The 26,545-nt window shown below is 60.5% G+C and carries 18 protein-coding genes; 4 read left to right on the top strand and 14 right to left on the bottom strand.

The window, feature by feature from the left end:
* A partial coding sequence (locus SH809_11975; protein MDZ4700415.1) for a 4-alpha-glucanotransferase occupies window positions 1-194 on the top strand: 194 nt, incomplete at its 5' end.
* Between the two features lie 7 nt (window positions 195-201).
* Here SH809_11975 and SH809_11980 read toward each other — a convergent pair.
* The 3 genes from SH809_11980 to glgX form a co-directional block, all read right to left on the bottom strand.
* A complete protein-coding gene (locus SH809_11980; protein ID MDZ4700416.1) occupies window positions 202-630 on the bottom strand; it encodes a type II toxin-antitoxin system VapC family toxin in 429 nt (142 codons plus the stop codon).
* Complete coding sequence (locus SH809_11985) at window positions 627-881, bottom strand: type II toxin-antitoxin system Phd/YefM family antitoxin (GenBank protein MDZ4700417.1); 255 nt, start codon at window positions 879-881, stop codon at window positions 627-629. Before SH809_11985 ends, SH809_11980 begins: the two co-directional genes overlap by 4 nt.
* Window positions 882-1,091: 210 nt before the next feature.
* Window positions 1,092-3,254 (bottom strand): glycogen debranching protein GlgX, encoded by a 2,163-nt coding sequence (gene glgX / locus SH809_11990; protein MDZ4700418.1) that lies wholly within the window; start codon window positions 3,252-3,254, stop codon window positions 1,092-1,094.
* A gap of 283 nt (window positions 3,255-3,537) precedes the next feature.
* Between glgX and glgB the strand changes: the two genes are divergently transcribed.
* Entirely contained in the window at window positions 3,538-5,436 is a 1,899-nt protein-coding gene (gene glgB / locus SH809_11995; GenBank protein MDZ4700419.1) for a 1,4-alpha-glucan branching protein GlgB, read from the top strand.
* A gap of 22 nt (window positions 5,437-5,458) precedes the next feature.
* On the opposite strand, the gene SH809_12000 is transcribed toward glgB, so the two are convergent.
* A complete protein-coding gene (locus tag SH809_12000) occupies window positions 5,459-7,315 on the bottom strand; it encodes an OmpA family protein (protein MDZ4700420.1) in 1,857 nt (618 codons plus the stop codon).
* A gap of 501 nt (window positions 7,316-7,816) precedes the next feature.
* On the opposite strand from SH809_12000, the gene SH809_12005 reads away from it, so the two are divergent.
* Both SH809_12005 and SH809_12010 read left to right on the top strand, forming a co-directional pair.
* Entirely contained in the window at window positions 7,817-8,308 is a 492-nt protein-coding gene (locus SH809_12005) for a Rab family GTPase (GenBank protein ID MDZ4700421.1), read from the top strand.
* A gap of 40 nt (window positions 8,309-8,348) precedes the next feature.
* On the top strand, window positions 8,349-9,479 hold the full coding sequence (locus tag SH809_12010; GenBank protein MDZ4700422.1) for a HAMP domain-containing sensor histidine kinase: 1,131 nt from the start codon (window positions 8,349-8,351) through the stop codon (window positions 9,477-9,479).
* Window positions 9,480-9,601: 122 nt separating this feature from the next.
* On the opposite strand, the gene queE is transcribed toward SH809_12010, so the two are convergent.
* The 10 genes from queE to SH809_12060 all read right to left on the bottom strand — a co-directional run bounded on the left by queE (window position 9,602) and on the right by SH809_12060 (window position 25,739).
* Entirely contained in the window at window positions 9,602-10,228 is a 627-nt protein-coding gene (gene queE / locus SH809_12015; protein MDZ4700423.1) for a 7-carboxy-7-deazaguanine synthase, read from the bottom strand.
* 126 nt (window positions 10,229-10,354) lie between these two features.
* Complete coding sequence (locus SH809_12020; GenBank protein ID MDZ4700424.1) at window positions 10,355-10,528, bottom strand: hypothetical protein; 174 nt, start codon at window positions 10,526-10,528, stop codon at window positions 10,355-10,357.
* Window positions 10,529-10,629: 101 nt separating this feature from the next.
* Complete coding sequence (locus tag SH809_12025; protein ID MDZ4700425.1) at window positions 10,630-12,417, bottom strand: arylsulfatase; 1,788 nt, start codon at window positions 12,415-12,417, stop codon at window positions 10,630-10,632.
* 40 nt (window positions 12,418-12,457) lie between these two features.
* Entirely contained in the window at window positions 12,458-13,741 is a 1,284-nt protein-coding gene (locus SH809_12030; GenBank protein MDZ4700426.1) for a tetratricopeptide repeat protein, read from the bottom strand.
* Window positions 13,722-15,389 carry a CRTAC1 family protein gene (locus SH809_12035; GenBank protein ID MDZ4700427.1) on the bottom strand — a complete coding sequence of 556 codons (1,668 nt, stop codon included), beginning with the start codon at window positions 15,387-15,389 and terminating at the stop codon, window positions 13,722-13,724. Before SH809_12035 ends, SH809_12030 begins: the two co-directional genes overlap by 20 nt.
* A gap of 59 nt (window positions 15,390-15,448) precedes the next feature.
* Window positions 15,449-17,152: a CRTAC1 family protein gene (locus SH809_12040; protein ID MDZ4700428.1), complete on the bottom strand. Its 1,704-nt coding sequence runs from the start codon at window positions 17,150-17,152 to the stop codon at window positions 15,449-15,451.
* Window positions 17,153-17,291: 139 nt separating this feature from the next.
* Window positions 17,292-18,293 (bottom strand): PorV/PorQ family protein, encoded by a 1,002-nt coding sequence (locus SH809_12045; protein ID MDZ4700429.1) that lies wholly within the window; start codon window positions 18,291-18,293, stop codon window positions 17,292-17,294.
* Window positions 18,294-18,423: 130 nt separating this feature from the next.
* Window positions 18,424-20,574 (bottom strand): T9SS type A sorting domain-containing protein, encoded by a 2,151-nt coding sequence (locus SH809_12050; GenBank protein MDZ4700430.1) that lies wholly within the window; start codon window positions 20,572-20,574, stop codon window positions 18,424-18,426.
* A gap of 160 nt (window positions 20,575-20,734) precedes the next feature.
* Complete coding sequence (locus SH809_12055; GenBank protein MDZ4700431.1) at window positions 20,735-24,046, bottom strand: TonB-dependent receptor; 3,312 nt, start codon at window positions 24,044-24,046, stop codon at window positions 20,735-20,737.
* Window positions 24,047-24,899: 853 nt separating this feature from the next.
* On the bottom strand, window positions 24,900-25,739 hold the full coding sequence (locus tag SH809_12060; GenBank protein ID MDZ4700432.1) for an alpha/beta hydrolase: 840 nt from the start codon (window positions 25,737-25,739) through the stop codon (window positions 24,900-24,902).
* Between the last annotated feature and the right edge of the window lie 806 nt (window positions 25,740-26,545).

Consider the following 26,545-nt stretch of genomic DNA (forward strand, 5'->3'; position numbering starts at 1 on the left):
TCGCGGTGCTCCCCATGCAGGATGTGCTCGGTCTCCGCAGCGAAGGCCGGGTCAATACGCCGGGGACGGTCGGCGCCCCCAACTGGGGCTGGCGCTTCCAGCCAGAGCAACTCACACATGAGGCGGTGGAGCGACTGCGGGAGCTGACGGCGGTGTATGGGAGGGTGGTGGCCAGCGCCCTGTCAGCCCGCTGATAATCGGTTACAGAATGGCTTCCCAGGGATTCAATAGGGGCACATCCGTCATGGAAAAGTCGGCCGTATTTCGTGTGACAAGGGTGCAGCGGTGCTGTAGTGCGATTGCGGCGATGAGTGAATCGATAGCGGGTAAGGTGCGCCCTTCGACGGATAGGCGGCCGACCAGCTCGCCCCATGTGATGCTTGACTGGATGTCCAGCAGGAGTATCCGCGATTGGAAGCGATACAGCAGATCGTCAAAAAGCCACAATTCGAGCTGGCGCTTGCGTTCAGAATCGGCCAACCGGGCGATGCCTTTCTGTAGTTCCCCTAGTGTGATGACGCTCAGGTAAATGCTGTTCGGTTCCTGGGAGTCGAGCCACTCCAGCACACGTCTTTCAGGATTTCTTGTGACAAGCTCTGAAATGACGTTTGTATCCAGAAGATATTTCATAGCTCCAATACATCCCGTAGCGGACTCGAGTCTCTGGACAGATCGATGTCCAAACCGACGAGCGGAGACGTACGAAAGAACTCCGTCAGGCTCGTTTGCGACGCCTGAAGCCGGCGATACTCCGCATACGACAGCACCACCACGGCCTGAATGCCTCGCCGCGTGATAATTTGAGGCCCTTCGTTGAGCGCGTCCTCAACTACCTCGCTGAGGCGGTTCTTGGCTTCCTGCAACTGCCATTCATTCGACATATAGATACCTGTCTAGTCTGTCTAGATAATACGCTCTACTCACCCCAGCTGTCAAGCGTTCCCATCCCCGATCCATCAAACATGCCAGGCCGCTGAACCACTCTTTCTTTTCATCAGCCTTCCAGGTGAGCCGGGATATACGTTCGCCATGGCTAATGGGTCATGGATTGGGAGAATAGGTCACGCAACGGGTGAACACAGTCGCGCTCCCTACACCACGCGCAGAATAACCACCGAGCGCGGCTCGATCACGATCATTTCGCCGGGTGAATAGGTCGCCGCCGGCGGGGCGGCTTCGTCGAGGGGATCCACCGTCACCCAGGGCGTGGTCATCCGTGCCGAGCCGTTGGGGAGCTTGGCGGAGACGGCATGACCGGCGGCGTTGAGCCATACCATGAAGGTGTCGTCTCGCAACGTATTCCCCCGGGCGTCGACGCTGTTGATGTGGCTGCCGTTGAGGAGCATGCCGAGGGTTTGCAGGTTGGCGTCGGACCAGTCGCCGTTATCCATTTCGCGGCCGGCGGGGTGCCACCAGATCACGTCGCGCTCACCGTCGCCGTCGCGCCGGCCGGTCAGGAAGCGGTGCCGGTTGAAGTTCGGATGCGCCTTCCGAAACGCGATCAGGCGCGAGACATACGCCAGAAACTCCTGCTGTTGCTCGTCCAGCGACCAGTCGTACCAGTTGATCGCGTTATCCTGGCAATAGGCGTTGTTGTTGCCGTGTTGCGTGCGGGATAACTCGTCGCCGCCAAGCAGCATGGGCACGCCCTGCGACAGCAGCAACGTAGCGATCAGACCCCGTTTGGTTCGCTCGCGGTTTTCAACGACCACTGGCACATCCGTTAGGCCTTCGATCCCGAAGTTGATACTGTGGTTGTCGTTGTGCCCGTCGCGGTTGCCCTCGCCGTTTGCGAGGTTGTGTTTCTCTACGTAGCTGACGAAGTCCTGGAGCGTATACCCGTCGTGGGCGGTGATGAAATTGATGGAGGCGAAGGGCCGGCGGCCCGAACGTTCGTAGAGGTCGCTGGAGCCGGCAGCGTTGGTCGCCATCGGCCCGGTCAGCCCCCGGTCGCCGCGCCAGTAGCGCCGGATGACATCGCGATACCGCCCGTTCCACTCCGTCCACTGCCACGGGAAGCCGCCCACCTGATACCCGCCGGGGCCGACATCCCAGGGTTCGGCGATCAACTTAACGCGGCTCAGGACCGGGTCCTGCTGGATGATCTGAAAAAAGGCCGACAGCATGTCCACATCGAACAATTCGCGGGCAAGGGCCGACGCGAGGTCGAACCGAAAACCATCCACGTGCATCTCCTGGACCCAGTACCGCAGGCTGTCCATGATGAGCTGGAGGACGTACGAATTGCCGGCGTCGAGCGTATTGCCCGTCCCGGTGTAATCGATCAAGAACCGTCGATTTTCGGGGTTTTCCTTGTAATACGACCGGTTGTCGATCCCCCGAAACGACAGCGTCGGCCCGAGCCGGCTGCCTTCGCCCGTGTGGTTGTAGACGACATCGATGATGACCTCGAAGCCGGCCTGATGCAGGGCCCGGACCATCATCTTGAACTCGCGCACGGCGGTGAGCCGGCCCTCGGAGGCATACGACGGCTCCGGCGCAAAAAACGAAAGGGTGTTGTAGCCCCAGTAGTTAGAGAGGCCCTGTTTTACTAAAAACTCGTCCTGCACTTTCGCATGGACCGGCAGGAGCTGGATCGTCGTCACCCCCAACGCGGTGAGGTGAGCGAGCACAGGCTCGGAGACGAGGCCGAGGTAGGTGCCGCGCAGCAGCGAGTCCACCTCCGGATGCAACATGCTGATGCCACGGACATGGGTTTCGTAGATGATCGTCTCCTCCCATGGGATTTGGGGCGATCGATCCTCGCCCCATTCGAAGCGGGATTCGACCACGACGCCGAGCGGCGCAAACGCCGCGCTGTCCAGCTCCGAAAACGAAAGATCCTCGTCGGGGTGATCTTTGATGAAGCCGAACAGGCTGTCGTCCCATTGCAACGACCGGCCGATGGCCCTGGCGTAGGGGTCCAACAGCACCTTGTTCGGGTTAAATCGATGCCCCTCAAAGGGATTAAACGGCCCGTAGACGCGGTACCCGTAGAGTTGCCCTGGCCGGAGTTGCGGCACGTACATATGCCAGATGGGCCCCGTTCGCTCGGCCATGACGATCGCCCTGGAGGGCTCGGGGGCGTCCGGCGCGTCGAACAACACCAGTTCAATATCCGTGGCGTACTGGCTGTATAATGCGAAGTTGACCCCCAGCCCATCCCAGGTGGCGCCTAGAGGATAGGGTTTCCCCGGCCATGCTCTGACGCCGGCGATGGGTCTCTTGTCTACCTGGTCCAAAATTCCTTTCATACACCGACTGGCTGAACTCGGTAAGGATCTCGGAACGGAGTATCGGCTTTTCCCGAGAGTATTCCGTGCCAACCCGTAAGATTCTCGGAGATTCAATATCTGGTTGCAGGGTTGGCAGGTTGGCAGGTTTCGTAGACTTGAAGGTGTATCTTATTGACTGACGTTTCGCGTTAAACGTTTTTTCGTTTTGCCAACCTGAGATCCTTCGTGTCCGTCGGCTACGCCGCCGTCCCTCAGGACAGGCCTGCCAACTTGCAACCTTCCAACCTGCAACCTCGCATCCATGACCTGGCTGAGCCCTCAAGACCTCGAGAACTGGCGCTCCGGCGCGTATGCGGCCTGTTACGAGCGCCTCGGCGCCCATATCGACGCCGGCGGTGTCTGGTTCTGCGTGTGGGCGCCGCATGCGGAATGGGTTTCCGTCATCGGCGACTTCAATGCCTGGTCTCCGGGGGCGCATCCGCTCCACCGCATCGAAGAAGGGCTCTGGCTAGTACACGTGCCGGGCCTGGGCGCCGGCGCGCACTACAAGTACCACATCCGACGCGGCCACTACTGGGCCGACAAGGCCGATCCGTATAGCTTCGCCCTGGAGCCCCCGCACTCCCAGGGGAGCGATATCCAGGGGCTGGCGTCTATCGTGGCCGATCTACACACCCATACCTGGGAAGATGGCCATTGGATGACGAACCGGCGCGGCCCTTCCGGCATGGCCGACCCGATCTCGATCTACGAGGTGCATCTCGGCTCCTGGAAGAAAAACGAAGAGGGGTATTCCTTCGGTTACCGCGACATCGCCGAGCCTCTGGCGAAGTATGTGAAGGAGATGGGGTTCACCCACGTGGAGTTCATGCCGCTCATGGAGCATCCATTTTATGGATCGTGGGGGTATCAGCTGGTGGGATATTTTGCGCCTACCTACCGGTTTGGATCGCCGGCGGACCTGATGTACCTCATCGACTACCTCCACCGCGAGGGGATCGGGGTATTGCTGGACTGGGTGCCGGCGCACTTCGCCACCGACCCGCAGGGCCTCGTGTTTTTCGACGGCTCGCCGCTATACGAGTACGAAGACATGCGCATGCGCATGCATCCCGATTGGGGAACGTATGTCTTCGACTACACGAAGCCGGGGGTGCGCAACTTCCTCATCTCGAACGCGCTCTTCTGGTTGGATCGCTACCACATCGACGGCCTCCGTGTGGACGCCGTCGCCTCGATGCTCTACCGCGACTATTCCCGCACGGAATGGACGCCGAATCAGTACGGCGGCCGGGAAAACATCGAGGCCATCGATCTCCTCAAAACGGTCAATGAACACGTCTACAGCCGCTTCCCCGAGGCCATGATGATCGCCGAGGAGTCGACCGCATGGCCCGGCGTCTCGCAACCGACGTTTAACAACGGCCTGGGCTTCCTGTACAAGTGGAACATGGGCTGGATGCACGACACCCTGAAATACGTGAGCCGCGAGGCCGTGCACCGCAAATTCCACCAGAACGATCTGACGTTTTCGTTCGTCTACGCGTTCTCCGAGCACTACATGCTGCCGCTGTCCCACGACGAGGTCGTCCACGGCAAGGGGTCGCTCTGGAACAAGATGCCGGGCGATATCTGGCAGCGGGCCGCCAATTTACGCCTGCTGTACGGCCATATGTTTGGCCATCCCGGTAAGAAACTGCTGTTTATGGGGTCGGAGATCGGGCAGGTGACGGAGTGGAATCACAACGGCACCGTCCAGTGGGATATCCTGGAGCACGCGCCCCACGCCGGCTTGCAGCGGTGGGTACAGGCCCTCAACACGCTTTATTCCACCCATCCGGCACTCTGGCGGGACGACCACGACACCTTCTACTTCATCGACCACAGCGACCACGAACAGAGCGTCGTCTCCTATGTACGCCACGATGGCGACGATCTGTTGGTCTTTGTGCTCAACTTCACCCCCGTGCCGCGAGAAGGGTATGAGATCGGACTGCCGTTCAAAGGCAACTGGGTGGAAGTGCTGAATAGCGACGCCGAGGTGTTCGGTGGAAGCGGCGTGTCGAATGGAGAGCGCATCGTGGCCGGCAAGAAGCCTAAACACGGCCAGGCGGCATCGGCCACGCTGGTGTTGCCCCCGCTGGGTTTTCTGGCACTGAGGCTGGAAACGAAGCGGACGGCATCACGCAAGAAGGGCTGAAAGGACGAGCGAGCGCGTCGACTTACTTCCAGTTGCGGGGCTCGACGACGACGTCAAACGTAACGGCGTTAAACGGCTGTATGAGCGTCGAATCTACCTGGCCGGTGCGTGGATCGACGTAGAAGGGCGCCGATTGCGACCCGAGGCCGTCCGGCTGGATGACACTGATTTCCGACTGCTTCAGCCCCCGCTTGATCAACTCGCTGACCACGGCCTCGGCGCGTTCGGTGCTGATCCGGATGTTTTTGATCTCGTTGGCGCCTGCCGTGGCGTGTCCGTACACACTGATGACCAGGTTCTTGTGACCGATCTGCGCCTGCTGTAGGACGCCGCGGACGGCCAGGAACACCTCGTGCATGGCATCGCGACGCGACGAGTCCGGCATGGCAGATTTATCCTGGAAATAGATCACCTTCTGTTCGAGCGCCGTCTCCTGGGCACGGAGCAGCAACTCGTCAAAAACCTCGGCGCCGTCATCGTTATAACTGACGATACCGATCAGGTATTTGGCCTTGTCGCGAGCCGATTCCTTCCATTCCTTCGGCACTTGCTGACCGCTGGACGTCAGGACGCCGTTCTCGAATTGGAGCGTGACTTCCGGAGGGATGGGCCCGAGGAACTGATAGGCGCGCCGCAGAAGAATCGGCGACGACATATCCATATAGGGTGTCCAGGACTCCGTGACCTGGCCGGCAGGCAGACTCGTGCGCACCCGGAGCGAGTCGCTGGGGGTAGCCAGCGGATCCCGAAGGCCCGTGACAAACCACTTTCCGTCGTTGCGGCCGGCGTCAATGACAAAGATGCCCGGCTCCGTTTTCAAGAGCGCGAGGTAGTCTTTCCAGTACGCGTTGTCGCGCACGAAGAAAAACGTCATGGCGCTGAGCCAGACCACGATCCCACCCAGCATGACCCAGAACAGGGGCGATATCGGCCGCTGCGGGATCTGGTAGTGGGAGAGTAACTCCCCTTCCAGGATGGGGCGGGTGGATTCGAACGGCGTGATGTCGCCGTCGAAAAATGTCAGTGCGGCGTTAAACTGGAGATGAATCGAACGCGCGGTGTCCTTGAGGACTCGACGCAGATCGGGCTCGGGCGTGCCGCGGACGACGGCCGCGAGGATGGCCTTCGGCCCCTGCTCGATCCAGACCGTCAGTTCGCCCACCTGCAGCGTCGCAAGCCCCTCCTCGGCGCGGGTGCCGAACGAGTCCTGCACAAAATCCTGGATCGCGGTGAGCATGCTGGAAACGAGCGATCCGTCCTGCGCCTTCACCGAGTCCGCCACCACGTGCTGCAGCGGCAACCCACTGATCCGATGAATGAGGAACACCTGCTCGACACGATACCGGAGCGTGTGGCTGAGCACAACCTCCGAGAACGAGCGCTTGGTGCGGATGGCCTCGTATTGCCACTTGATGCCGTTCAGCGATACCCCGTATTGCAGCGCCCACTTGACCGCGTTGCGGGTGGATCGGAAGGACTCCTTGATGCCTCGTTTCAACGCCGGCACCATCAACGGTGAAATCCCGTCGATCAGCGTCTCGGTGTCCTGCTGAACGGCCACGTCAAGCGTACGGCTGAACGTCTGCGCCAGCGCCTTCGCGAGCTTGTCGCCCTTGCGGGCGTTGATGGCCACGGCCTCGGGCAGGTACTTGGCGACCGCGCCAAGCTGCGAATCAGGGGCCTCCAGTTCATCCAACCGGCGATGCAACTGCATCAGCTGATACTGCTCGGGCGCCAGAAGAAGCCGCCGGAGTTCCTCGACCTCTTCGTCGGAGATCTTGCTGAACGCACTGTCGACAGCACCCCCATAGACAGAACCTACCGCCTTCGATCCCAAAGGGGCGCTCTTATAGGGGTTGACCGACGGTGCTTTCGACATTCCAAACTCCTCAATGATGGAATTTTGCAAGCGCTTAAGATACGAATAGAAGAAAACGAAGTCCGGAATTTATTCTTCCCGTTCTAAAAAATCTACAGGATCCGCACGTCGTATCTGGATCGAACGGAATCCCGAAGGAGCACGGTCCGGGAGGCGCTACCGGAAAGGGGGTTGTACGAACAACAGGAATACCCCCGATCGAGGACATCCCCCTATCCTGGCGGGCGTATACCCCATGCGTTTCTGACGCATCCAGCCATGCGCCTCCGGCGCTACGCCAACCGTGCCGTCGATCCGCGGACTTCTGTACGGCCCCGTTGCGCATTCCCGGGGAACTAACGGCGGCGTGGTGCGCTCTGTTTGCCCTCCTTACGTTCGTAACGCGTATTGTGGACACCGGACGCATCCCGCCTCTTTTCGGTCTTCCGGCATCCTGATGGGCCGCAACGAATCCTCTTTATGCTTGTTGCTTCCCCACAGCACCCTCCCCCACATGGCCTAATGACTCAGAAAAAGATCTGTACGCTCGGTACGTCGGCTGTCGGCAAGAGTAGCCTCGTCGCGCGATTCGTCAAGGGGATCTTCTCCGACCAGTACCTGACGACCATCGGAGTAAAAATCGATAAAAAAACGGTCACGGCCCGGGGCCAGAAAGTCGACCTACTCATCTGGGATTTAAATGGAGAGGATCGATTCCAAAAACTCTCCATGAACTACCTACGCGGGACGGCCGGATATTTGTTAGTGATTGATGGTACCCGACGCTCCACCATGGACGCCGCGATCGCCCTGCACCACAAAGCCCAGGCAACGATCGGTGATGTGCCGTTTGTGGTGTTGATCAATAAGGCGGACATCTCCAGCGAGTGGGAAGTCCGCGAGGACGAGATCGCGGAGATGCGGGCGCGCGGGTGGAATATCCAACACACCAGCGCCAGAACGGGCGCCGGCGTCGAAAAAGCGTTTATCGACCTCGCCCACAAGCTCGTATAGGCCCCACGCCTCTTCTCCCCACCCGCCGCGTACGATCGACATGAACCCTCTTGTGCTTCCGCCGAACCTCCTGGCCCAGCTCGATATGGCTGTGCTCCGGCGCGAGAGCGACGGCCGTTTTGTCCTTCTGGGCGAGGCGCCGACCTGGCTACGCGACATCTACCCTAAACTACCCTCAAACGGCGCGCCCTGGAATCCCGAACAGCACCTGCTTTACCTCGGCCACTTCATCGAAGAAGCCGACACCATCTGGGCCGGCGACGGTTCCGCGCAGCTCGTCTCGGATATCTGGACCGAAGAAGCCACCTCCGGCAAGGAATGGCTCCTCGAAGCGACCGCCATGAAACTCGACGGGCAGAACATTCTCCTGATCAAGTTCCCATCGAGCGACTTTAAAACGCTCCGCAGCGTCTACCAGGAAGCCCGCGACCAGGGCCTCCGGCAATACACGCTCCTCAAGGAGATCGATAAGCGCGAGGTGTTGCTCCACTGCACCGTGCACGACCTCTCCGCGCCGCTCGCCGGCATCCGCGCCAGCCTCTGGCTGTTGAAGGAGGATGAGATGGTCAAGCCCGTGGGCGACGAGTTCCTGCAGATCGGCCTCGAGCAGGTCGATAAGATGCAGGGCCTCATCCAGGACACGCTCGTCACGTTCTCCACGCGCTCCAAACCGCTTCTCCAGACCGCCGCGAACCTCGAGGACGCGCCCAACATAGAGGAAAGCATCCGGGAAGTGATCGACGCCCTATCGGCCATGGCGTCGCTCAAAAGCGTAACCTTCCGCCTCTCCCTGGAAGGCCCGCCGGACACCAGCTGGCAGGTTGCCGGCGACCACGCTCGGCTCGAACGCATTCTCTTTAACCTGCTCGAAAACGCCCTCCGCCACACGCGCGACGGCTCTGTCATCGCCGTCCGGCTCCGCGACGAGGGCAACGCCATCCGCATCAGCATCAAGGACCAGGGCGAAGGCGTCCCGACTGACATGATGAACAAGCTGTTCCAGAAATTCTCGCAGGGCGGCACCAACACCGGAAAAGTCGGCCTCGGCCTCTACTTCTGCCGCATCACCGTCGAAGACTGGGGGGGCCAGATCGGCTGCCTGCCCAACATGCGCGACGGCGCCTGCTTTTGGTTTACGCTGCCGAAAGCGGAGGTTGATAGTGAAAAGTGAAAAGTGAGAAATGAAAAGTGAAAAGTGAGAAGTGAGAAGTGAAAAGTGAGCGCTTAACAACGTAACGTTTGCATACCCCACTTTGCCTTTTTCATTTTGCATTTTGCATTGACTCCCTTTCCTCACGGAATGCCCAACAATTTGTGTGTCTGCAAACTCAGGCGCCAGGGAGGATTTGACAGGCAGTAAGCCATGGCCGCCCGGGTGTTTACCTCACGGTCCGGGCCATCCATCGGCTGCAGGAAAAAATGCGTAAACGCCAGGCCGGCAAACCGCTCCGGCATCGCGTTGGCCTGGGGATAAACCAGCTTCAACTCGTCGCCCTTCTCTACCACCAGCGTAGCGCCGGCTTTCGGGCTCACACACACCCAGTCCAGCCCTGCCGGCGGCGCCACCGTCCCGTTCGTCTCTACTCCCACCTCAAACCCGCGCGCGTGCAACGCCTCGATCAATTCCACATCTAGCTGCAATAGCGGTTCTCCGCCGGTACAGACGACATACGCACCGCCCATCCCAGCCGGCCACAATCCGGCCACGATGTCGGCCAGGCCATCCGCAGCGTAGCGCCCCCCGTTTTCGCCGTCCATCCCCACAAAATCGGTATCGCAGAACGTACACACCGCCGTCGCTCGGTCCTCCTCCCGCCCGGTCCACAGATTACACCCGGCGAAGCGCAGGAATACCGCTGGCCGGCCGGTCTGCGCCCCCTCCCCTTGCAGGGTGTAGTAGATTTCTTTGACGGCGTACATGTAATGGGGGATTTCGACGGCGTTTAGTAGGCGGTAAACTCGCTGAGACGCCCCACCGGGACGTCTCTACACACCGTGCTTAGCAACGGCTTGAACGTGGACGATGATCCAGCGAGTCCGGGACCATCAGCCGTGACCCGCCAACAGACGCCGCCGAAAATCGGCCCGGAGGGAGTCGATCTCGCCCACGATGTCGGCGCGCTGGCCGGCCATATCGGGCGTCGCCGGCAGGGTGTAGAGTTCCATCAATAGAGACTTGAGCGCTTCGGCGCGGGAGGCGCGGAGGGAGGCGATGTTCATCGGGGAATCCGGATGGGATGAGATAGATCACCCCCGGAGTATCGGCACTGTTGATCCCGATTAAAGTGGCGATCGAAATCCCATCGCCCCATCCCATCCGACTACCGCACAAGGCGAACCCGCACGGCCTTCAGATCGATGCTCCGGCCCTGTTCCAGGGTGAGGGCATGGACGGAGAGCTGGGTGACGCCGGCCTCCAAGCGCAGGGTCCCCATCACCAGCGACGCCCATTCCTTTTCGTAGACTTCCTTCCGCAGGACGCGATCCGGACTAAACACCGGCAGCGGGTCGTGGGCGCTATCGACGGTTTTTTCAAGCGACTGCCCACCCACCAAGACGCGCAGCCGGCTCCCCAGGTGAGTCTCGGCGACCGTATACAGCAGCGTGACCTCGTATCGACCCGACGTCTGTACATCGACCGGCCACTGGGGATAGGCCTCCGCGCTCACCCAGTCCGTCACCCAGTCGTTGGCCCAGCCGGCGGCCACATCGTAGTTGATCCCCTCCCCGGGCGCGGGTATGAGGTAGGCCTCGTTTCCGGGTAGCGTCACGGCTGGTCTTGCGGCGTACCCAATGCCCGTAGGAATCGGCTCGAAATTGCCGGCACCGACCTCATCGAACCAGTCGCGATACGCCGTTCCGAGCCGTCCCAGCACATCGGGATGCTGGGCGCCCACCTCGATGTGTTGCCCGGGATCGTTCAGCATGTCGTACAGCTCCCACGCGTTGCCCTTGTTGACCGCTCGCCATCGATCGGTGCGGACGGATCCAGGGAACGGCTGGACGATGCCTCCGCCGTACCAGTGCGTAAAAAGGGCGCGTTCGGGCCAATCGACGGCGGCGTCGCCGCGCAGGAGAGGCGCCAGGCTGACGCCATCGAATGCCGGCCCATCGGGAGCCACGCCGGCGAGGTCGAGCAGGGTGGGCATGAGGTCGATATGTGCCGCTAGCTCGCGCACGACCGTATCTCGGGGAATCCGATCGGGCCATCGGACAAACAGCGGCACGCGGACGCCGCCTTCATCTACATGGCCTTTACATCCCTTCATATCGCCGTTATATCGATTGCAGCCGTTCGGGCCATTATCGGTCAGGAACACCACGATCGTGTTGTCGGCGAGGCCGTGGTGGTCCAGGGCCTCGAGCAGCCGGCCCATATTGTCGTCCACCTGTTCGACCATCCCATAAATCGATGCCTTCTCGCTGTCGAATCCGCGACCCGTATATCGATCGAAATACGTATCGGGCACCTGAAACGGCGAGTGGGGCGCATTGTAGGCCACATACGCAAAGAACGGGCGCTCCCGGTGCTGTTCTATGAAGCCCAACGCGGCGTCGGTCAGGACGTCCGTGATGAAGCCCCGGGTAGGAACGAGGCGGTCGTTGTGCTGGAGGTGAGTATCGAAGTAATTATTCCAGTGGCCGGCCGCAAAGCCAACGAATTCGTCGAAGCCCTGCCCGTTCGGGTCATGGGGATAGTGGGCGCCATTGTGCCACTTGCCGAACAACCCGGTCGCGTAGCCGGCGCCTTTGAGCGTCTCGGCGAGCGTCACCTCATCGGCTCGCATGGTTTCATGACCGCGGGTGACGCCGTGGACGCCCGTGCGTAAGGCATGGCGTCCGGTGAGGAGGCTGGCGCGGGTCGGGGCGCACACCGGGCTCACGAAGAAGCGCTCGAAGCGGGCGCCTTCCCGCGCGAGACGATCCATCACCGGGGTGTCGATCTCCGGGTTGCCGTGGGAGCGAATATCCCCCCAGCCCTGATCGTCGGTCATGATGAGCAGGATGTTCGGGGGGTCCGCCGGCCTGCCGTCTGGCACGGCCGTGCCGCCCGCGAAACCGCACAGGCTGAGCAAGCCGGTCGCCAGGATGAGGGTGCTTTTCTGCATCGCTTTTGTCGAAAGACCACTTGACCCACGCTGCGGCGAATCACTGTTTCGCTTCGAGCGCCGAAAGATCGGTCAGGTTTTTTTTGAGCTGCCGATTTTGGGGATCGTACTCGAGCCCTTTTTCCCAGGTCGCTCGGGCATTGGCATGCTGGCCGGCGTTGGCATAGGCCACGCCGAGATTGAGCCAGGTATCTATCATTTCGGGCCGGATGCGCAGGATGGATTGGTAGCGACTGATGCCGGCCTCGATATCGCCGCTTTGGACCAGCATATTCGCCAGATTGGTTTGCATGGCGAAGTTGGCCGGGTCCAGACTCAGCGCCACGCTGTAGGCATCGATCGCTTTTTGATACTGTTCGACCTTCCACTGGACATCGGACAGGTGGACCCATTTGTCGCGATTTTCCGGTTCCGTCTGAACGGCGCTCTGTGCGTCGTTTACGGCTTGTTGCATCTGCTGGGCCTCATCGGCTCGGGCCAGATGCGGGCGGGCCTCGGCATCCCGCCCCGTACGCAGGAGGGCTTGTCCTAGATTGTAATGCGCGCCCTGGTGCCATGGCAGCGCGTCCGCGGCCGGCTTCAGGTACTCGATGGCCTTTGCGTTATCACCCATCCGAAAATACAGCGAGCCGATGATATACTCGTATTCGTGGTCGCCGGGCTTGATGCGCGCGCCTTCCAGCGAGTGGGCGAGCGCGGCATCCAGGTCCCCGGTTTCTTCCATCAACTGGCCCAGCCACATGTGGGCCGAGGCATTCGAAGGGTTCAGTTCGATCGCCTTCTCGTACGCGATTCGGGAGCTATCGGGCTCGCCGAGGCGTGCGTAGACCTTGCCCAACTCCAGATAGAGAAAATCCGTGGGCTCGACGAGTTCTTCATTCTGCAAAAACTCGACGGCCTCGCGCAGCCGCCCGCCGCGGAAGGCGATGAGCCCCATGTCGTACCAGGCGCCTCGGTACTGGGGGTCCAGCTCAAGCACGGTTTGATAGGACGCGAGCGCCTGCTCGGGTAGGTTGAGCAGCGAAAAGATGCGGCCGCGCAAGAAATGGGGATCCGCCAGCACGGGTTCGACAGCCAGGACGCTATCCGTGAGCGCCAGCGCGAGGTTAAAGTTGCCCTGCTCGAGTGCCGCCTGGCTGCGGGCCATGTAGGCGCCCACCCGGGGGTCGATCTTCAGACGCAGGCGTTCCGTCCGCGTGAGATCCTCGGCTTTTTCGCGAGCGCACCCGCTGGCGGCGAGCACCACCACCAGCGTCAGGCCTGCCGCCCACCGGATGCCGCTGTTCATCCCGTTTATCATGCGATTACCGAACTGCCGTTTCATAGGTATCTTTTCCTTCGGTGATGACAATCTCCTGGTTGGCCCCGAGGTCTACAAACGTGTCGACCGTCCCTGATGGCCATACAACCCGCAGGGTATCCACTTTGTTGTGCGCGCCGAGGCCAAATGTAACCCACTTTTCCGAGCTAGCCAGATAGCTGCCGCCCGTGCGCACCCAGTGTATCATGGTCAGATCCGGCACTGTGGCGCTCAAACGCGCATCGATGCCCTGACGGCTGCTGGCGGCGCCTTCGAGGCGAACACGCAGATAGGCGCCACCGGTGTCGTTGCGCCACAGATGCGCCGGGCCACCGTTTTCAACCAGTAAGAGGTCGATGTCGCCGTCGCGGTCGTAATCCGCGTAGGCGAGGCCCCGTGCCACGAGCCGGGCGGCGAATGGGCTGACGTCGGCGACGAATTCGTCGAACACGCCATTGCCACGGTTGAGGAACAACTGCGCCGGCTGTCGGAACGCGACGGCCTCGGATATGGTGGCGATATGGGTGAGCACGTGCCCGTTGGCGGTGACCAGGTCCAGATCGGTGTCGAGGTCGAGGTCAGCCAGCGTCAGGCCAAAGGTAAGCGTCAGGTTAGTCGGAAACGCGAGCCGTGAAATCGCCGATCGATCAACGAACTGCCGACTGCCGATGTAGGTAAAGACGCTCACCGGCTCTTCTGAAAAGTTGCCGACGAAGATAGTCACCCTGCCTGTACTGTCCACGACGCCGGCATCGACCCCCATGCCGGCCGTCGGGACGCCATGTTGGCTCACAGCCACCCCGCTGGCCAGTGCCGTTTCCACGAACGTGCCGTCGCCCAGGTTCATGAAGAGCATGTTATTTTCGGTGTCGTTGCCCGTGGTGATGTCGGGCCATCCATCGGCGTTAAAATCGAGCACGGCGACGCCGAGGGTTTTGTCGAGTGTCGTATCGATGCCATCGAGGAAGCCGGCCTCGGCCGTGTGCTCCGTGAAGGTGCCGTCGCCATCGTTGTGGAAGTACCGACTGGCCCGGCCTTCGTATTCCTGAGGCGTGCAGAACACCTTTTCGCCGTAATACATGCAGCGGAGATCGTTCTCCGGGGTCCAGTCGACGTAGCTGCCCACATACAGATCCAGCCACCCGTCCCGATCCGCATCGAAGAACGCGGCGGAGGTGCTCCATAGCGAGGGCTCTCCAATCCCGACTTCGCGGCCGACTTCCGTGAAGCGGCCGCCGTCATTACGAAAAAACAGATCGTGGTGGAGCGTGGTCAGCAGGAAGTCCTCGTCGCCGTCGTTGTCCGTATCGGCGACAAACGCCCCGAAGGCATAGGCCGACACGCCGGCCAGGCCGGCGACCTCGGTTACTTCCTCGAAGCCGCCCTGGGTCGTATTCCGGTACAGCCGTAAAGCCTGGACGAAACGGGTCTCATGATGCGACCAGATACCGCCCTGGACCAGCAGGATATCCTGCCACCCATCGCCGTCGTAATCGATAAACCCTCCCGCGCCGCCGACGATTTCGGGCATAAGGCTCTGCCCATAGCCACCGGTCTCGTGGCGAAACCCGGACAGTCCGGCCGCCTCGGTGACATCGGTGAAAGCCGGGCCGGTGATGACTGACTCTGTGGGCTGTTCAGGGCCTGCACATCCGATGACAACTAGCATCATACCGAGTGGAGAGGCCCACGGTGAGCGTCCGCCAGCCATCGTGTGAGAGCGATTCTTTTTCATCGCGCACGCCCGGGTAAGTCGACGGAATGCAGGACGGAATCCCCCTCGACGGCGCGAAGCTCCTGCCGACCGGCCACATCGATCCATTCGCGGGTCTCGCCCGAAGGCCACACTACGCGGAGGGTGTCCACCGACGCATGAGGCCCCAGCCCGAAGGTAACGGTTTTCTCCGTACTGGCCAGATAACTTGAACCCGTACGGATACGGCGCACCATCCGGAGGCCGTCGACGACGGCCGTGACCTCGGCGCCGATCGCATCGAGGTTGCCGCTGGCTCCCCGCACGGTCACCCGCAGGAAAGGGGGGTCCTCGGGGTCGTTACGCCAGAGGTGCACCGGACCGCCATTTTCGGTCAAGAGGATGTCCGGGTCCCCATCGCGATCATAATCCCCCAGGGCAATCGCCCGGGCCACTAGTTCTGCCGTCAGGGGGCCGTCGTGAGGGTCATAAAGATCGAATATGCCGTCGCCCCGGTTATGATACAGGTGTTGGGGCTGGCGGTAGGTCACCTTGTCGTTGAGCGCGACACGGTCCGGGTAGACATGGCCGTTGGCCAGAAAGAGATCCAGATCGGTGTCGAAATCCGCATCGAACAGGAGGACGCCGAAGGTAAGAACTAATAAACTCGGGTAGCCGATGCGAGAGCTTGCCGCACGGTCTTGAAACGAGTCATTGCCGAGGTATTTATACACGCCGACCATTTCCTCGGAGAAGTTGCCGACGAACACGGTGACCTGACCGCTGCTATCGACCACGCCGGCATCGACGCCCATGCCGGCACGTGCCTCCCCATGCTCGCTGAATGCGAGCCCGCTCCGGGCGCCGATCTCTGAAAACGTGCCGTCGCGGTTGTTGCGGTAGAGCAAGTCGCCTTCGCCGTCGTTCACTACCACGATGTCCGACCATCCATCGCGGTTATAGTCCATCTCAGCAACCCCCAGCGCTTTCCCCAGCGAGGGCGAAATACCGGCGCGGTCGGTGACGTCCGTGAAGGTCCCATCGCCATCGTTATAAAAGAGCCGGCTCTGTATTCCTGTATAGGCCGATGGGATGCAGTATAGCTTGACAGTGCCCCCAGGTGGGCAAAATATGTCCGTTTCCGGAGTCCAGTCGACGTAATTACCGACGTAGAGGTCGAGCCAGCCATCTTTGTTCGCATCGAAGAAAAGGGCCGAACTGCTCCATACGGCCTCTCCGCCGACGCCAGCCGTAGCCGTCACGTCGCTAAAGCGGCCGCCGTCGTTGCGAAAGAGCAGGTTTTCGTAGAGGGTCGTGACGAAGAGATCGTCGTCGCCGTCGTTGTCATAATCCGCCACGGCGACGCCGATGGTATAGGCGACTACATCGCGCAGGCCGGCTTCTTGCGTCGTTTCTACAAAAGTGCCGTCGGCGGAATTGCGATAGAGGTAGAGGGATTGAGGCTGGAGCGCGGGGTCGGCGTCCCAGCTGCCGCCTCCGGCGAGGATGATATCCAGCCAGCCATCGCCGTCATAATCGATGAAGCCACCGCCCCCGCCCATGGGCTCGGGATACCATTTATCGCCGACGGCGCCAGTGGCATGGCGGAAAGCGCCCAGGCCGGCGGCCTGTGTGACGTCCGACCAGGAGATGGGGGGCTGATGTGGCGATTCGGGCGGCGCGTCATTCGGCGATGCGCAGCCTGAAAGTAGAACCAGCGTGACCGCGAGCCGGCGGAGCATAGGAAAAGCGGGGTAGGCGGTAGGGGCTAATGCGAGTCATCCTGGGCCCCGACCCGGGATCCAACCGGGTGGTGACCCTGCTGGATCCTGGATCGAGTCCAGGATGACACCGAAATAGACCGTGTACCGACTGTCTTCCTTAGAACCCGAGGGCGATCGAGAAGCGATTCACGCTGTCGAACACGCCGAAGTCCGTGAAGGAATAGTCGGCCTTCAGGTTGACATTCGATACGTCGAAGTTCAGGCCGGCGCCGAGGCTGACGCCCTGTTCTTCATCCTGTACAAACGCCTGGCCGAGGCCGGCGCGGAGCGAGAGCAAGTTCATGAAGGTGTACTCGCCACCAACCTTGATATGCTCCTGGAAGTCGCGCGGCCGCGAGGCTTCCACGTTCAGGTTGAAGCTGTGCATGTTCGGGTCCAGGCTCGTGAAGTCGATCATGTCCATCGCGAGACCGATCTGGAACGACAGCGGCAACTCGAAGCTCTGCGAAACATACACCAGTTCCTTCGAGAAGTTACGGGCGCTCATGCCCAACACCAGGCTGCGGAAGCCGGTGTTGTAGAGCACGCCGAAGTCGACGGCGACCGTGCTGATATCAAACGAACGGGAGGTCCCGGAGTCGTTGATCGGCTGCGTGCCGAAGTCCTGCGTGACCAGTTTAAACTGGGTGCCGACGGAGAAGCGGTCCGTAAACGAGCGGGCGTAGCCCAGGCCGACCGAGAGGCCGGATGGGGCGAACGTCCCGATGTCTTCGAAACCGGCTTCATTGTCAGCGCGGACCGTCTGGATGATGTCGCCGTAGTCGACGCTCATCACACTCAACCCGAAGACGCCGTAGTTCCCGCCCTGGGGCTGGTATGCGACGCTGAAGGCGTTGTAGTTGATGTCGGCAATGAACTGCGTGATGCCGAAGCCCACGCTGAATTGGCCGTCCATCCGCGCCATCGCCGACGGGTTGTAAAAGAGGGCCGTCGATCCCGAAAAGGTCTCGTCCGCCGTCACCGCGCCGCCGAGCGCCGTGGCGCGCGCGTCGAGGGAGGTGGTGAGAAACTTCATGCCGGTCTGGCCGAGCTTCTCGGTAGCGACTTCCGTGTCCGGGGTCACTTGTTGCGCCAATGAAGAGGGTACGACCACCATCATGAGCGCAGCGAGAAGTATGGAGTACAATAAACTTCTGTTCATAGCTCTAGTCCAAAGATTGATGAGCAGATGAATCATAGATCCTGCTATGATAAGGGGGGCAGGACGCGCCTGCCCCCCGCGCTCGTGATTACTGAATGACGATCATCTTCTTGACATCCGTGGCACCCGTGTCGTTATCGACGACGCGAACGAGGTAGATGCCACTCACGATGGGCTGGCGGGACGCCGTGGTGAGGTTCCACAGTTCGTCGCCGCTACCGTCGGTGTGTTCGATCCGGTTGATGAACTCGCCCGTTTCAGAGTAGATCGTGATGGTACTATTGCCCGGGATGTCGAAGAACGCCACCTGGCTGCGGAGAGCGTCGCCGCCCACAAAGAAGCGAACCGTTGCGTCAGCCGCGATATTAACCGGGTTCGGGACGATCCGGAACGCCTCAATCGAAGTGCCCGGGGCCCGTTTCAAATTCGCCGGCTGGTACGTCTGCGTGAGGTACCGGCCGCTGCGGAGCGGCTTGCCTTCCGGCGTACCGGTCATGCCTTCCGGATCGATAGCCTGCGGACCGCTTACGCCTACGATGTAGTAGTAGTAGTCGGTACCGCGGACAAGCGAAAGGTCATCGTAGGCACGCGCCGAACCCGGCAACGTCGTGATCAACGAGTAAGGCAGATTATCCTCGAAGTTGCTCGTGCGGTGGATCTCCCAGCTGACAGGGTCAGGTTCGCCGGAAACCGTCGTCCAGCTGATTGACACCTTGTCCGGTAGTCCAGTGACGTTGAACGTACGTGGCGGAGCCGGCGCGCGGACGATCGGGTAGGTCGTCATGCCATTACTGGCTTCCCAGACCGAACGTGCCTTGTACATATTCTGGAACATCGAGTCGCGCGTCGTGAAGTACCACTGGTTCTTCGTCATGCGCTCGGCGCCATTATCGTACACGCTATGGTCAAACGGCGTGGCGTCGATCGATCCGTCGGCGTTGGCGTCGAAATCGATCAAGAGATTGTCGTTAAAGCCACTCCGCTTGTAAGCGCGGCCAATCACGGTCGCCGCTTCGTAGGACATACCGCCTACGACAGCCGCTTCGACAATGTTGACACTTTCGCCGAACGGCATCTGGTATGGGCCGTATGCGATCGTACTGGCGTGCCCCCCCTGCTTGCCGGTGGAGGCATCGGTCGTCTGATTCCAGAATTCGCCGTTAGGCACCTGACGGTCCGCATAATGCGGGAAGTTGCGCGAATCGCCGCCGGGCAGAACCGCCGGGTTTTCGCGCGACAGGATGCCGAGTTCGTAATAGTCACGATTCGACGCGCCGTCCGCCGCAAGCACTTCGTCCGAGTCCATCCAGCTAAGCGTCGCCGGCTGGACCGCCTGAGAGTACGTGCGATCCGTCGTCGAATTGTCGGCATGGAGGAGGATGAGGCCCTGCATGGACATGCCCGCCAGACGACCGATCGTATCGGTCGGGGCGTTGGTCCCACGCTGACCCACCATCGGGCTGCCGATGTTATTCCAGCTGGCCGAGGCGAATACGGGGTCATAGCCGTGCCAGAGGTAGATGGCCGTGAAGTCGACCGGGTACGTGCCATTCCCATCGCCCACGACATCCGGCATGGCATACTTGCCCCAGGTCATCGCGTTCGACCCGTGGTCCGCGGCCTGTTCGCGACCGCGCCAGCGGTGGTTGTTCCAGATGTAGAGGTCATTCAGCGTCTGCCCATCCAACTCGATCTCATCGTCCTTGTCGGTATTACCCGTATTGGTGTATTTACGGACAATAATGTGGTAATCGTCGTGTAATTCGTTGGTGTAGGCATACACAGTCTGTACGATATCGATTCCCTGCACCGAACGGAACTCGTTGACGAGGACGCGGTCGGCCGGCAACGCCGGATCCACCGCATCGACGATGGCGATCTCTCGGAACGAGGCAAGACCGTCGACGAAAACCTCCGTGTCCTCCCACTTGGCGGTCAGTGTTTGGTCCACCGTGGTGAAGGACACCGATCCGTCAGGCCGGGGCCCGAGGCGTGCAACGTGGTACTCAAAATCTTCGCCGCGTTCGTTTGTCCAGTTCTTGATACCGATCCAGTGGGCCTGGCCGCGGTAGTGAGCGCTACGGCGAAGGATCGCCGGCCACACCATACCACCGCCACCGGCAATAGCAGACTCGGGGCCATAGCCAATTTCGGAGTATCGCGATTGCATTTCTCCGATATCGACCGAAACAAAGAGGAACTGCCCCCGAGCAGTCCCCGCCGTGCATGCCAGAAGCATAAGCACGGAGAGGCTGATAATAGTACGTCTTGTTAAGTTCATCATCTTCTGAGGATAAATGATCTGTGTAAACGAATCGCCGGGGACACCACCTCGGTCGAGGAGCCCCCCGAAGCGTTATCGCCAGAGCGGACGCTTCGGGGGTGTCCCCAGGCAATCGTTAGAAGCTTACGCGTACGCCAAACGTGACGGAGCGCGGGTTGAGGAACGAGCCAAAGCGTATGTTCGGCATGTCGATATATGCCTTATCGTTCAGCGCATTATCGAGATCGCCCTCGGGCACGGCTTCCCAGGCGCTGCCATTCCAGCGGCTGTAGTTGCCGGTATCCTGCGCCCAGTACCAGGCCGTCGTGTTCGGCGCGGAAACGCCGCTCAGGCTGCCCGTCGTCTCGACGGGCTGGAAGGCCGTACCCGGCGTCCGGAAGTCACCCGGCTGATCGTCGCCAGGAACCCAGATGTAAGGCAGGGCGGACTGGTCACGCAGATCGTCGTAGATATCACCCGGCAGGTGCAGCGAGCGCATGTAGAACTCGAAGTCATCCGCGTTCTGGGTGTAGAACGACGTGTAGCGGGACAAGTGGCGGATCTGGAACACGTTGCTGATGTCCGCGAAGAGCTGCGCTGTGCCGAAGCCCGTGTTGATGTGCTTCGTAAAGCGCAGGTCAAACATCCAGTAGTCTTTCCAGTTCACGTTGCGATCCAACTCGGGGAACGTACCGCGGTTCGACCAGATGAACGCCTCGCCTCGGCGCCACTCACCGAGGAGGTTGATGCGCCAGTCTCCCAGGAAGCCACCGGCCAGATCCTGCTTGAAGTCCGGGGGCGTAAGCAACGTGACGTTCATGCGAGCAAACGGTTCGGCCACAGGCGCGAAGGCACGGAAGTCCGTCGAGTTGCGCAAGTAGTTGCGTTGATCGAAGGCATTCTCGTTGAATACGGCGTAACCGAAGTTGCCATCTTTCCGCGTGAGGAACGTGTAGTTCAAGAAGCCACGGACCCAGCGGCCGCGGTTTTTCGTGAGGCTCACTTCCGCGCCGCGGACGTCCTCGTAGTTCCAGGGCTGGTACGTCTGGTACTGTACCACGTTGCCGAGGCTATTGTAGTTCACCGTACGCTGCTGGTCGCGGATATCGCGATAGAAACCGGAGACGCGGACGAGGAACTGGTCGAACAGGTTCTGGTCGTAGCCCAGTTCGTAGGCCACCGTCTTCGGCATCGGGTGATCGGGGTTGCCGATCTGGTTGATACCACCAGCGCGGCTCTCGTTGACGCCGAACACGTTAAACGCCTGCAACATCTGGCGGAAGTGGCCATAGTTGAAGTATAACTTGCTGTTCGCCGTGATCGGGAAGGAGACACCGAGGCGCGGGCTCAACTCAAGCTGCGGATCGGGCTGGCGCGAATCGAGCACATCGTCGAGAGTCAGCTGCGTGCCACGGAAGGCCGCGTCGTACGGCGAATAATCCCACCATTCCGTGTTCGCGTCGAAGTAATCGAGGCGCGCACCCAGGTTGGCGATCATGCCGTTGAACTCGAGCTTGCTCTGCACGTAAGCGGCGCCCTGGATCGGGTTACGCTCCCAGAAGTAGTTGGCCTCAGGGTTGGGACCAACGAGCTCCAGGTTGATGTGTTTGTAGTTCATGTTGTAGTCGCTGGCGATCACTTCAGCACCGGTCTTAATCTGCATGACGCGATTGACCTGGCTGGTGAGATCGAAGCGGCCGGTGAACACCCCTACGTCGGAAGAGTCACGCGCTTTGTTCCAGTGACCACCCGTGGTGATCTGCGTGCCGAGGATGTTGCCGCCGCCGCCGGCGTAGTTAAACGGCTCCTGGCCGATACAATACGGGAGCACGTTGCCGTCGCCCGTGAGGTCGCTGTCGCCGCCGACACAAAGGCCTTCGCCACGCGCCAGCAGTTCGTTCAACAGGGCCTGATCGGTAACGATGCCGTCGACCGTCGCGAGGCGGCGGTTAAACACACCGTTTTCATCGACGAACGTGCCGTCGCGCAGATCGGCGAACGGGGTGCGGTACTTCGTGTGGAGGTACTGACCCGTAATCGTGTAGAACGTATTCGCGTTGATCGTGTGCACGAACTCGGCGCCGATCATTTTGTGGTCAATATTCGCCCGGTTAAACGCACCGTTCGAGTGAACCAGACCACGTTCAGTATGCTGGTTGAGCACGACAACGTTCTGGTTGGACCATGGGAAGGCCGGCAGGTCGCCACGCCACATATCCGCGATCGCGTTCTCGCCGCGTGTACGGTTGATGCCGCGTTCCTGCAGCGACATACCGTTCACGGAGAGCTTCATACCCGGCGCGATGTCCGCTACGAGCTTGGCCGTGAGGTTCTGATCGTGGTACGAGTCACGCACCTGGCGCCACAAGTAGGCGGTATTCGTGCCCCGGTACGAAGCCAGGAAGCGCAGGTTACCCAGCTTGCTGCCCATGCCCGGGATTAACGGACCGCCAACGGTGAAGTCGGCTTCGTAGTCCCCGACGCTGATTTCGTTGTCTTTCCGATGCGCGTACTGGAGGTACTCCAGCATGTCGTTAGGCGTAACGTCGAAACCGCGCGTGCGGGTATTGGTCGCCAGTTGTTCGAGACCGATGAACGCGTTGTACTGACGACGCTCGTACGGGTCAAGCGCGCTGGTGCCAACGCTGTTGATGGTCGGATCGGACCAGCCGCGCATCCAGAAGCCATCCGGATCTTCAGGGTTGCCGCCGAAATTTTTGTCCTGAGCCGGGCGGTACCGGAAGAGGCCGTCAAACGTATAACGGGTGCGCGAGGGATCCTTCGTCGATACGTTAACGATACCTGAGCGTACGTTGCCGTATTCCGCGTTGAAGCCACCCGTCTGCACCTGAACCGCTTCCACCGAGGTGTAGCTGACGTTGGTGATCGGCTCGTTGTCACGGCCGGTACGCATGTTCATGCCGTCCACGATGAAGGCGACCTCACCGACGCCGCCACCTCGGATCGACAGACCCGGCTCGATGCCGGCCTGAAGGTCCAGCACTTCATTGATGCCGGCGACCGGGAGGTCGACGATGTCTTCCGCCGTCAGGTTGCTCACGTTGGCCGATACGTCCAACTCGACGACCGGCCGTTCAGCCGTGACGACGAGTTCGTCGAGGCCGACCTGCTGTTCGCCGAGGCTGAAGTCGATCGTAGCGGTCAAGCCCGTGCTCACCTGGATGCCTTCAACCAGCTGCGGCGTGTAACCAACGAATGACGCGCGTATCGAGTAGGAACCCGGGCGCACGTTGATGATGTTGTAAAACCCATCCAGGTCGGTCACGGCGCCCTGTGTGGTGCCGTCGATCACGACGTTCACACCGGGAAGCGCTTCCCCGGTAGACCCATCGCGAACCGTACCTGAAATCTTCCCTGTCTGCGCGGCTGCGCCCATTACGGGCACAAGCAGCAGGAGAAGCGCTCCCAGTAGCTTCTTGATTCTCATAGTGTGAATCTCCATCTAGTGCTTGAGGTAACCTTTATGAGGTAAGTGATGCCGTGAAAAAGTGGGTAGCAAACGTACTACACCACACAATTTCGCCAGCGTTGTTGTATTGCGTTTGGAATCCGGTAAAATCAGCCGTCGTGCTTCGTTTCGTACAGGGGGTTGTTCTGGCCGAAAAAGCGGTTCTACCGAAAGTACCGAGGAATTACGGGGTCGTATGACGTTGGGGTTATCGATTGTCACCGGCCGCGCCGCAGGTGGTCCGGCCGGCTGCCGATGAAAACAGGCGTCAGCGGCTCCTCCGCAACGCCCGGCGTTTGGGTGGTCAAAAAAACGCCGTTTTTTCTATCTAAATGCGCTTTGACGCGGTTCGGCTGGAGGTACGTGAAGTCGCGAACCGTCGATGTTGCACGCATAGGTAGCCATTTTACAAACAATTAGCAACCGAAACACCAACTACACAGGGCAATAATTGTCGCCCTTCGCCGTTTCCAGCCTGTCACTTCCTCGCCGGCCTCAAAAAAACGGGGCCCACAAGCTTTATGAAAGGCACTCATGGCGCCACGGGACCTGCTCGTTGTGCTGGCCCGCTCGTTCTGAGTACCCGGAATTTAGTTAAGTAGATGTTAAGCACACAACAGAAAAGCGCTTTGCCAGGCACGGAGATACTCGACCCGTCAAATGCGGGGTGCGAACGGTTAAAAGCCGCTGTCGAGCCGCTGACACAGGGCGTGGCGACAGCGTATGTCTAATCCACAGGGCCTGATTTTCAGGTTTAAGGCACACAACACGCATTTCACACACAACGATCACACTTCGCCCCTTTAACCTTAAACATCGAACGTGAAACCCTTCAAAACCCCATGAGACGCAACCAGTCGGCGCAACGCGCCGGCCAGCTGGCGAGGATCGGATCGTGCGGTGCGAGACCGAAGCCGTGGGGGCCTTCGGCGTAGATGTGCATCTCGGCCGGCACGCCGGCGCGGCGGAGCGCCTGATAAAACGCGATGCTGTTTTCCGGCGGCACGACGGTATCGGTCGTGGTGTGTAGGAGGAACGTGGGTGGCGTCTCGGCGGTGACCTGCCATTCGCTGGACATCCGGGCGACGAGCTCCGGCGCGGGGTCCTCTCCCAGCAGGTTACGACGAGACCCGCGGTGGGTCATCGGCTCAATCATGGTGATGACCGGGTACACGAGGATCATGAAGTCCGGCCTGGCGCTGACGGTGTCCACGGCATCGGTCTTCACCTCATCATCCCATCCGAAATGCACCCCCACACTCGATGCCAGGTGGCCGCCGGCCGAGAAGCCCATGATGCCGATTTTTCTGGCCTCCACTCCCCATTCTCCCGCTCGGGCGCGGACCGTACGGATCGCCCGCTGCGCGTCGCGTAGCGGTGTCGGGTGGGCGTACCCCGGCGCATGCCGGTACCGCACGACAAATGCGGCGATACCGAGGCTGTTGAGCCACCCGGCCACCTGCCGGCCCTCATGGTCCACCGCCAGATGCCCGTACCCTCCGCCTGGCAGCACGACGACGCCCGTCCCCGTGCGCCGGCCTTCCGGCGGGAGATACACGGTCACCGAAGGCTTGTCCGCCTCGGCCTCGCCAAGCGCCCCGGGGGCTCCTGCCGGCCAGAGATAGAAGAAGGCCGTGCTGTCTGGCAACGGGGTGGCAAGTGCAACTTGCAAAGTGAAAAGTGAAAAACAGACCGCGCATAGGGTCATCCGCCCTAGTTTTTGCATGGACATACCTTTACCTCTTACGTGGTGTCGTTGCGCATTAATTAGAGCCGTTGCGCACACAATGGGCGAATGTCATCCTGGAACCCTTAGCCCGGCCGCGTGGGGCTTTCTTATCGGGTATGACATACGATGTCCGACGTGATCGCACCCTTAAAAATAAGGGTCGTAGAGACGCCCCGGTGGGGCGTCTCCTGGCGGCTACGATTTTCCAGAAAGCGTTTCGAAAGTCGGAAACCTTGCTGAGACGCCCCACCGGGGCGTCTCTACATAAGATGTCATCCTGAACGCAGTGAAGGACCCTAAACCGGCTCAATTTTCAATCAGGCACGCCCTGACCGGCCGTCGCGATCCGAAGAGTTCCAAAAGCCCTTTGCCGCCTGCCTCTCGAAGGTCCTTCACTGCGTTCAGGATGACATGCGCGCTGTGTGCTGCGAACGTTAGTTTTCAACCAGTAACCCGATACCTGCAACCTGTACCCTGCAACCTGTACCCTGCAACCTGTACCCTGCAACCTGTACCTGCAACCTGTACCCTGCAACCTGTACCCTGCAACCTGTACCCTGCAACCTGTACCCTGCAACCTGTACCCTTAATACTTCGGACACTTTTTGTAGCTCGACCGTTCCTGACGATCAGGCCCCTCCTCGATCCGAGGAGGGGCCTGAATTGTCACGCGGCAGCGCACTCCTTTGTAAACTGTCCGAAGTATTAAATCAGGAGTTGAAACACAGCGCATACTGGCTTCCGCCGCA

The organism is Rhodothermales bacterium, from assembly GCA_034439735.1.
Taxonomy (GTDB): Bacteria; Bacteroidota; Rhodothermia; order Rhodothermales; family JAHQVL01; genus JAWKNW01.

Excerpts from the sequence above, each read along its gene's own strand:
- SH809_12055 (MDZ4700431.1), bottom strand. The coding sequence starts at position 24,046 with ATGAGAATCAAGAAGCTACTGGGAGCGCTTCTCCTGCTGCTTGTGCCC.
- SH809_12035 (MDZ4700427.1), bottom strand. The coding sequence starts at position 15,389 with ATGATGCTAGTTGTCATCGGATGTGCAGGCCCTGAACAGCCCACAGAG.
- glgX (MDZ4700418.1), bottom strand. The coding sequence starts at position 3,254 with ATGAAAGGAATTTTGGACCAGGTAGACAAGAGACCCATCGCCGGCGTC.
- SH809_12010 (MDZ4700422.1), top strand. The coding sequence starts at position 8,349 with ATGAACCCTCTTGTGCTTCCGCCGAACCTCCTGGCCCAGCTCGATATG.
- SH809_12050 (MDZ4700430.1), bottom strand. The coding sequence starts at position 20,574 with ATGCTTCTGGCATGCACGGCGGGGACTGCTCGGGGGCAGTTCCTCTTT.
- SH809_12030 (MDZ4700426.1), bottom strand. The coding sequence starts at position 13,741 with ATGAAACGGCAGTTCGGTAATCGCATGATAAACGGGATGAACAGCGGC.
- SH809_12045 (MDZ4700429.1), bottom strand. The coding sequence starts at position 18,293 with ATGATGGTGGTCGTACCCTCTTCATTGGCGCAACAAGTGACCCCGGAC.
- SH809_12020 (MDZ4700424.1), bottom strand. The coding sequence starts at position 10,528 with ATGAACATCGCCTCCCTCCGCGCCTCCCGCGCCGAAGCGCTCAAGTCT.
- SH809_11985 (MDZ4700417.1), bottom strand. The coding sequence starts at position 881 with ATGTCGAATGAATGGCAGTTGCAGGAAGCCAAGAACCGCCTCAGCGAG.
- SH809_12000 (MDZ4700420.1), bottom strand. The coding sequence starts at position 7,315 with ATGTCGAAAGCACCGTCGGTCAACCCCTATAAGAGCGCCCCTTTGGGA.
- SH809_12025 (MDZ4700425.1), bottom strand. The coding sequence starts at position 12,417 with ATGCAGAAAAGCACCCTCATCCTGGCGACCGGCTTGCTCAGCCTGTGC.
- SH809_11980 (MDZ4700416.1), bottom strand. The coding sequence starts at position 630 with ATGAAATATCTTCTGGATACAAACGTCATTTCAGAGCTTGTCACAAGA.
- queE (MDZ4700423.1), bottom strand. The coding sequence starts at position 10,228 with ATGTACGCCGTCAAAGAAATCTACTACACCCTGCAAGGGGAGGGGGCG.
- glgB (MDZ4700419.1), top strand. The coding sequence starts at position 3,538 with ATGACCTGGCTGAGCCCTCAAGACCTCGAGAACTGGCGCTCCGGCGCG.
- SH809_12005 (MDZ4700421.1), top strand. The coding sequence starts at position 7,817 with ATGACTCAGAAAAAGATCTGTACGCTCGGTACGTCGGCTGTCGGCAAG.
- SH809_12040 (MDZ4700428.1), bottom strand. The coding sequence starts at position 17,152 with ATGCTCCGCCGGCTCGCGGTCACGCTGGTTCTACTTTCAGGCTGCGCA.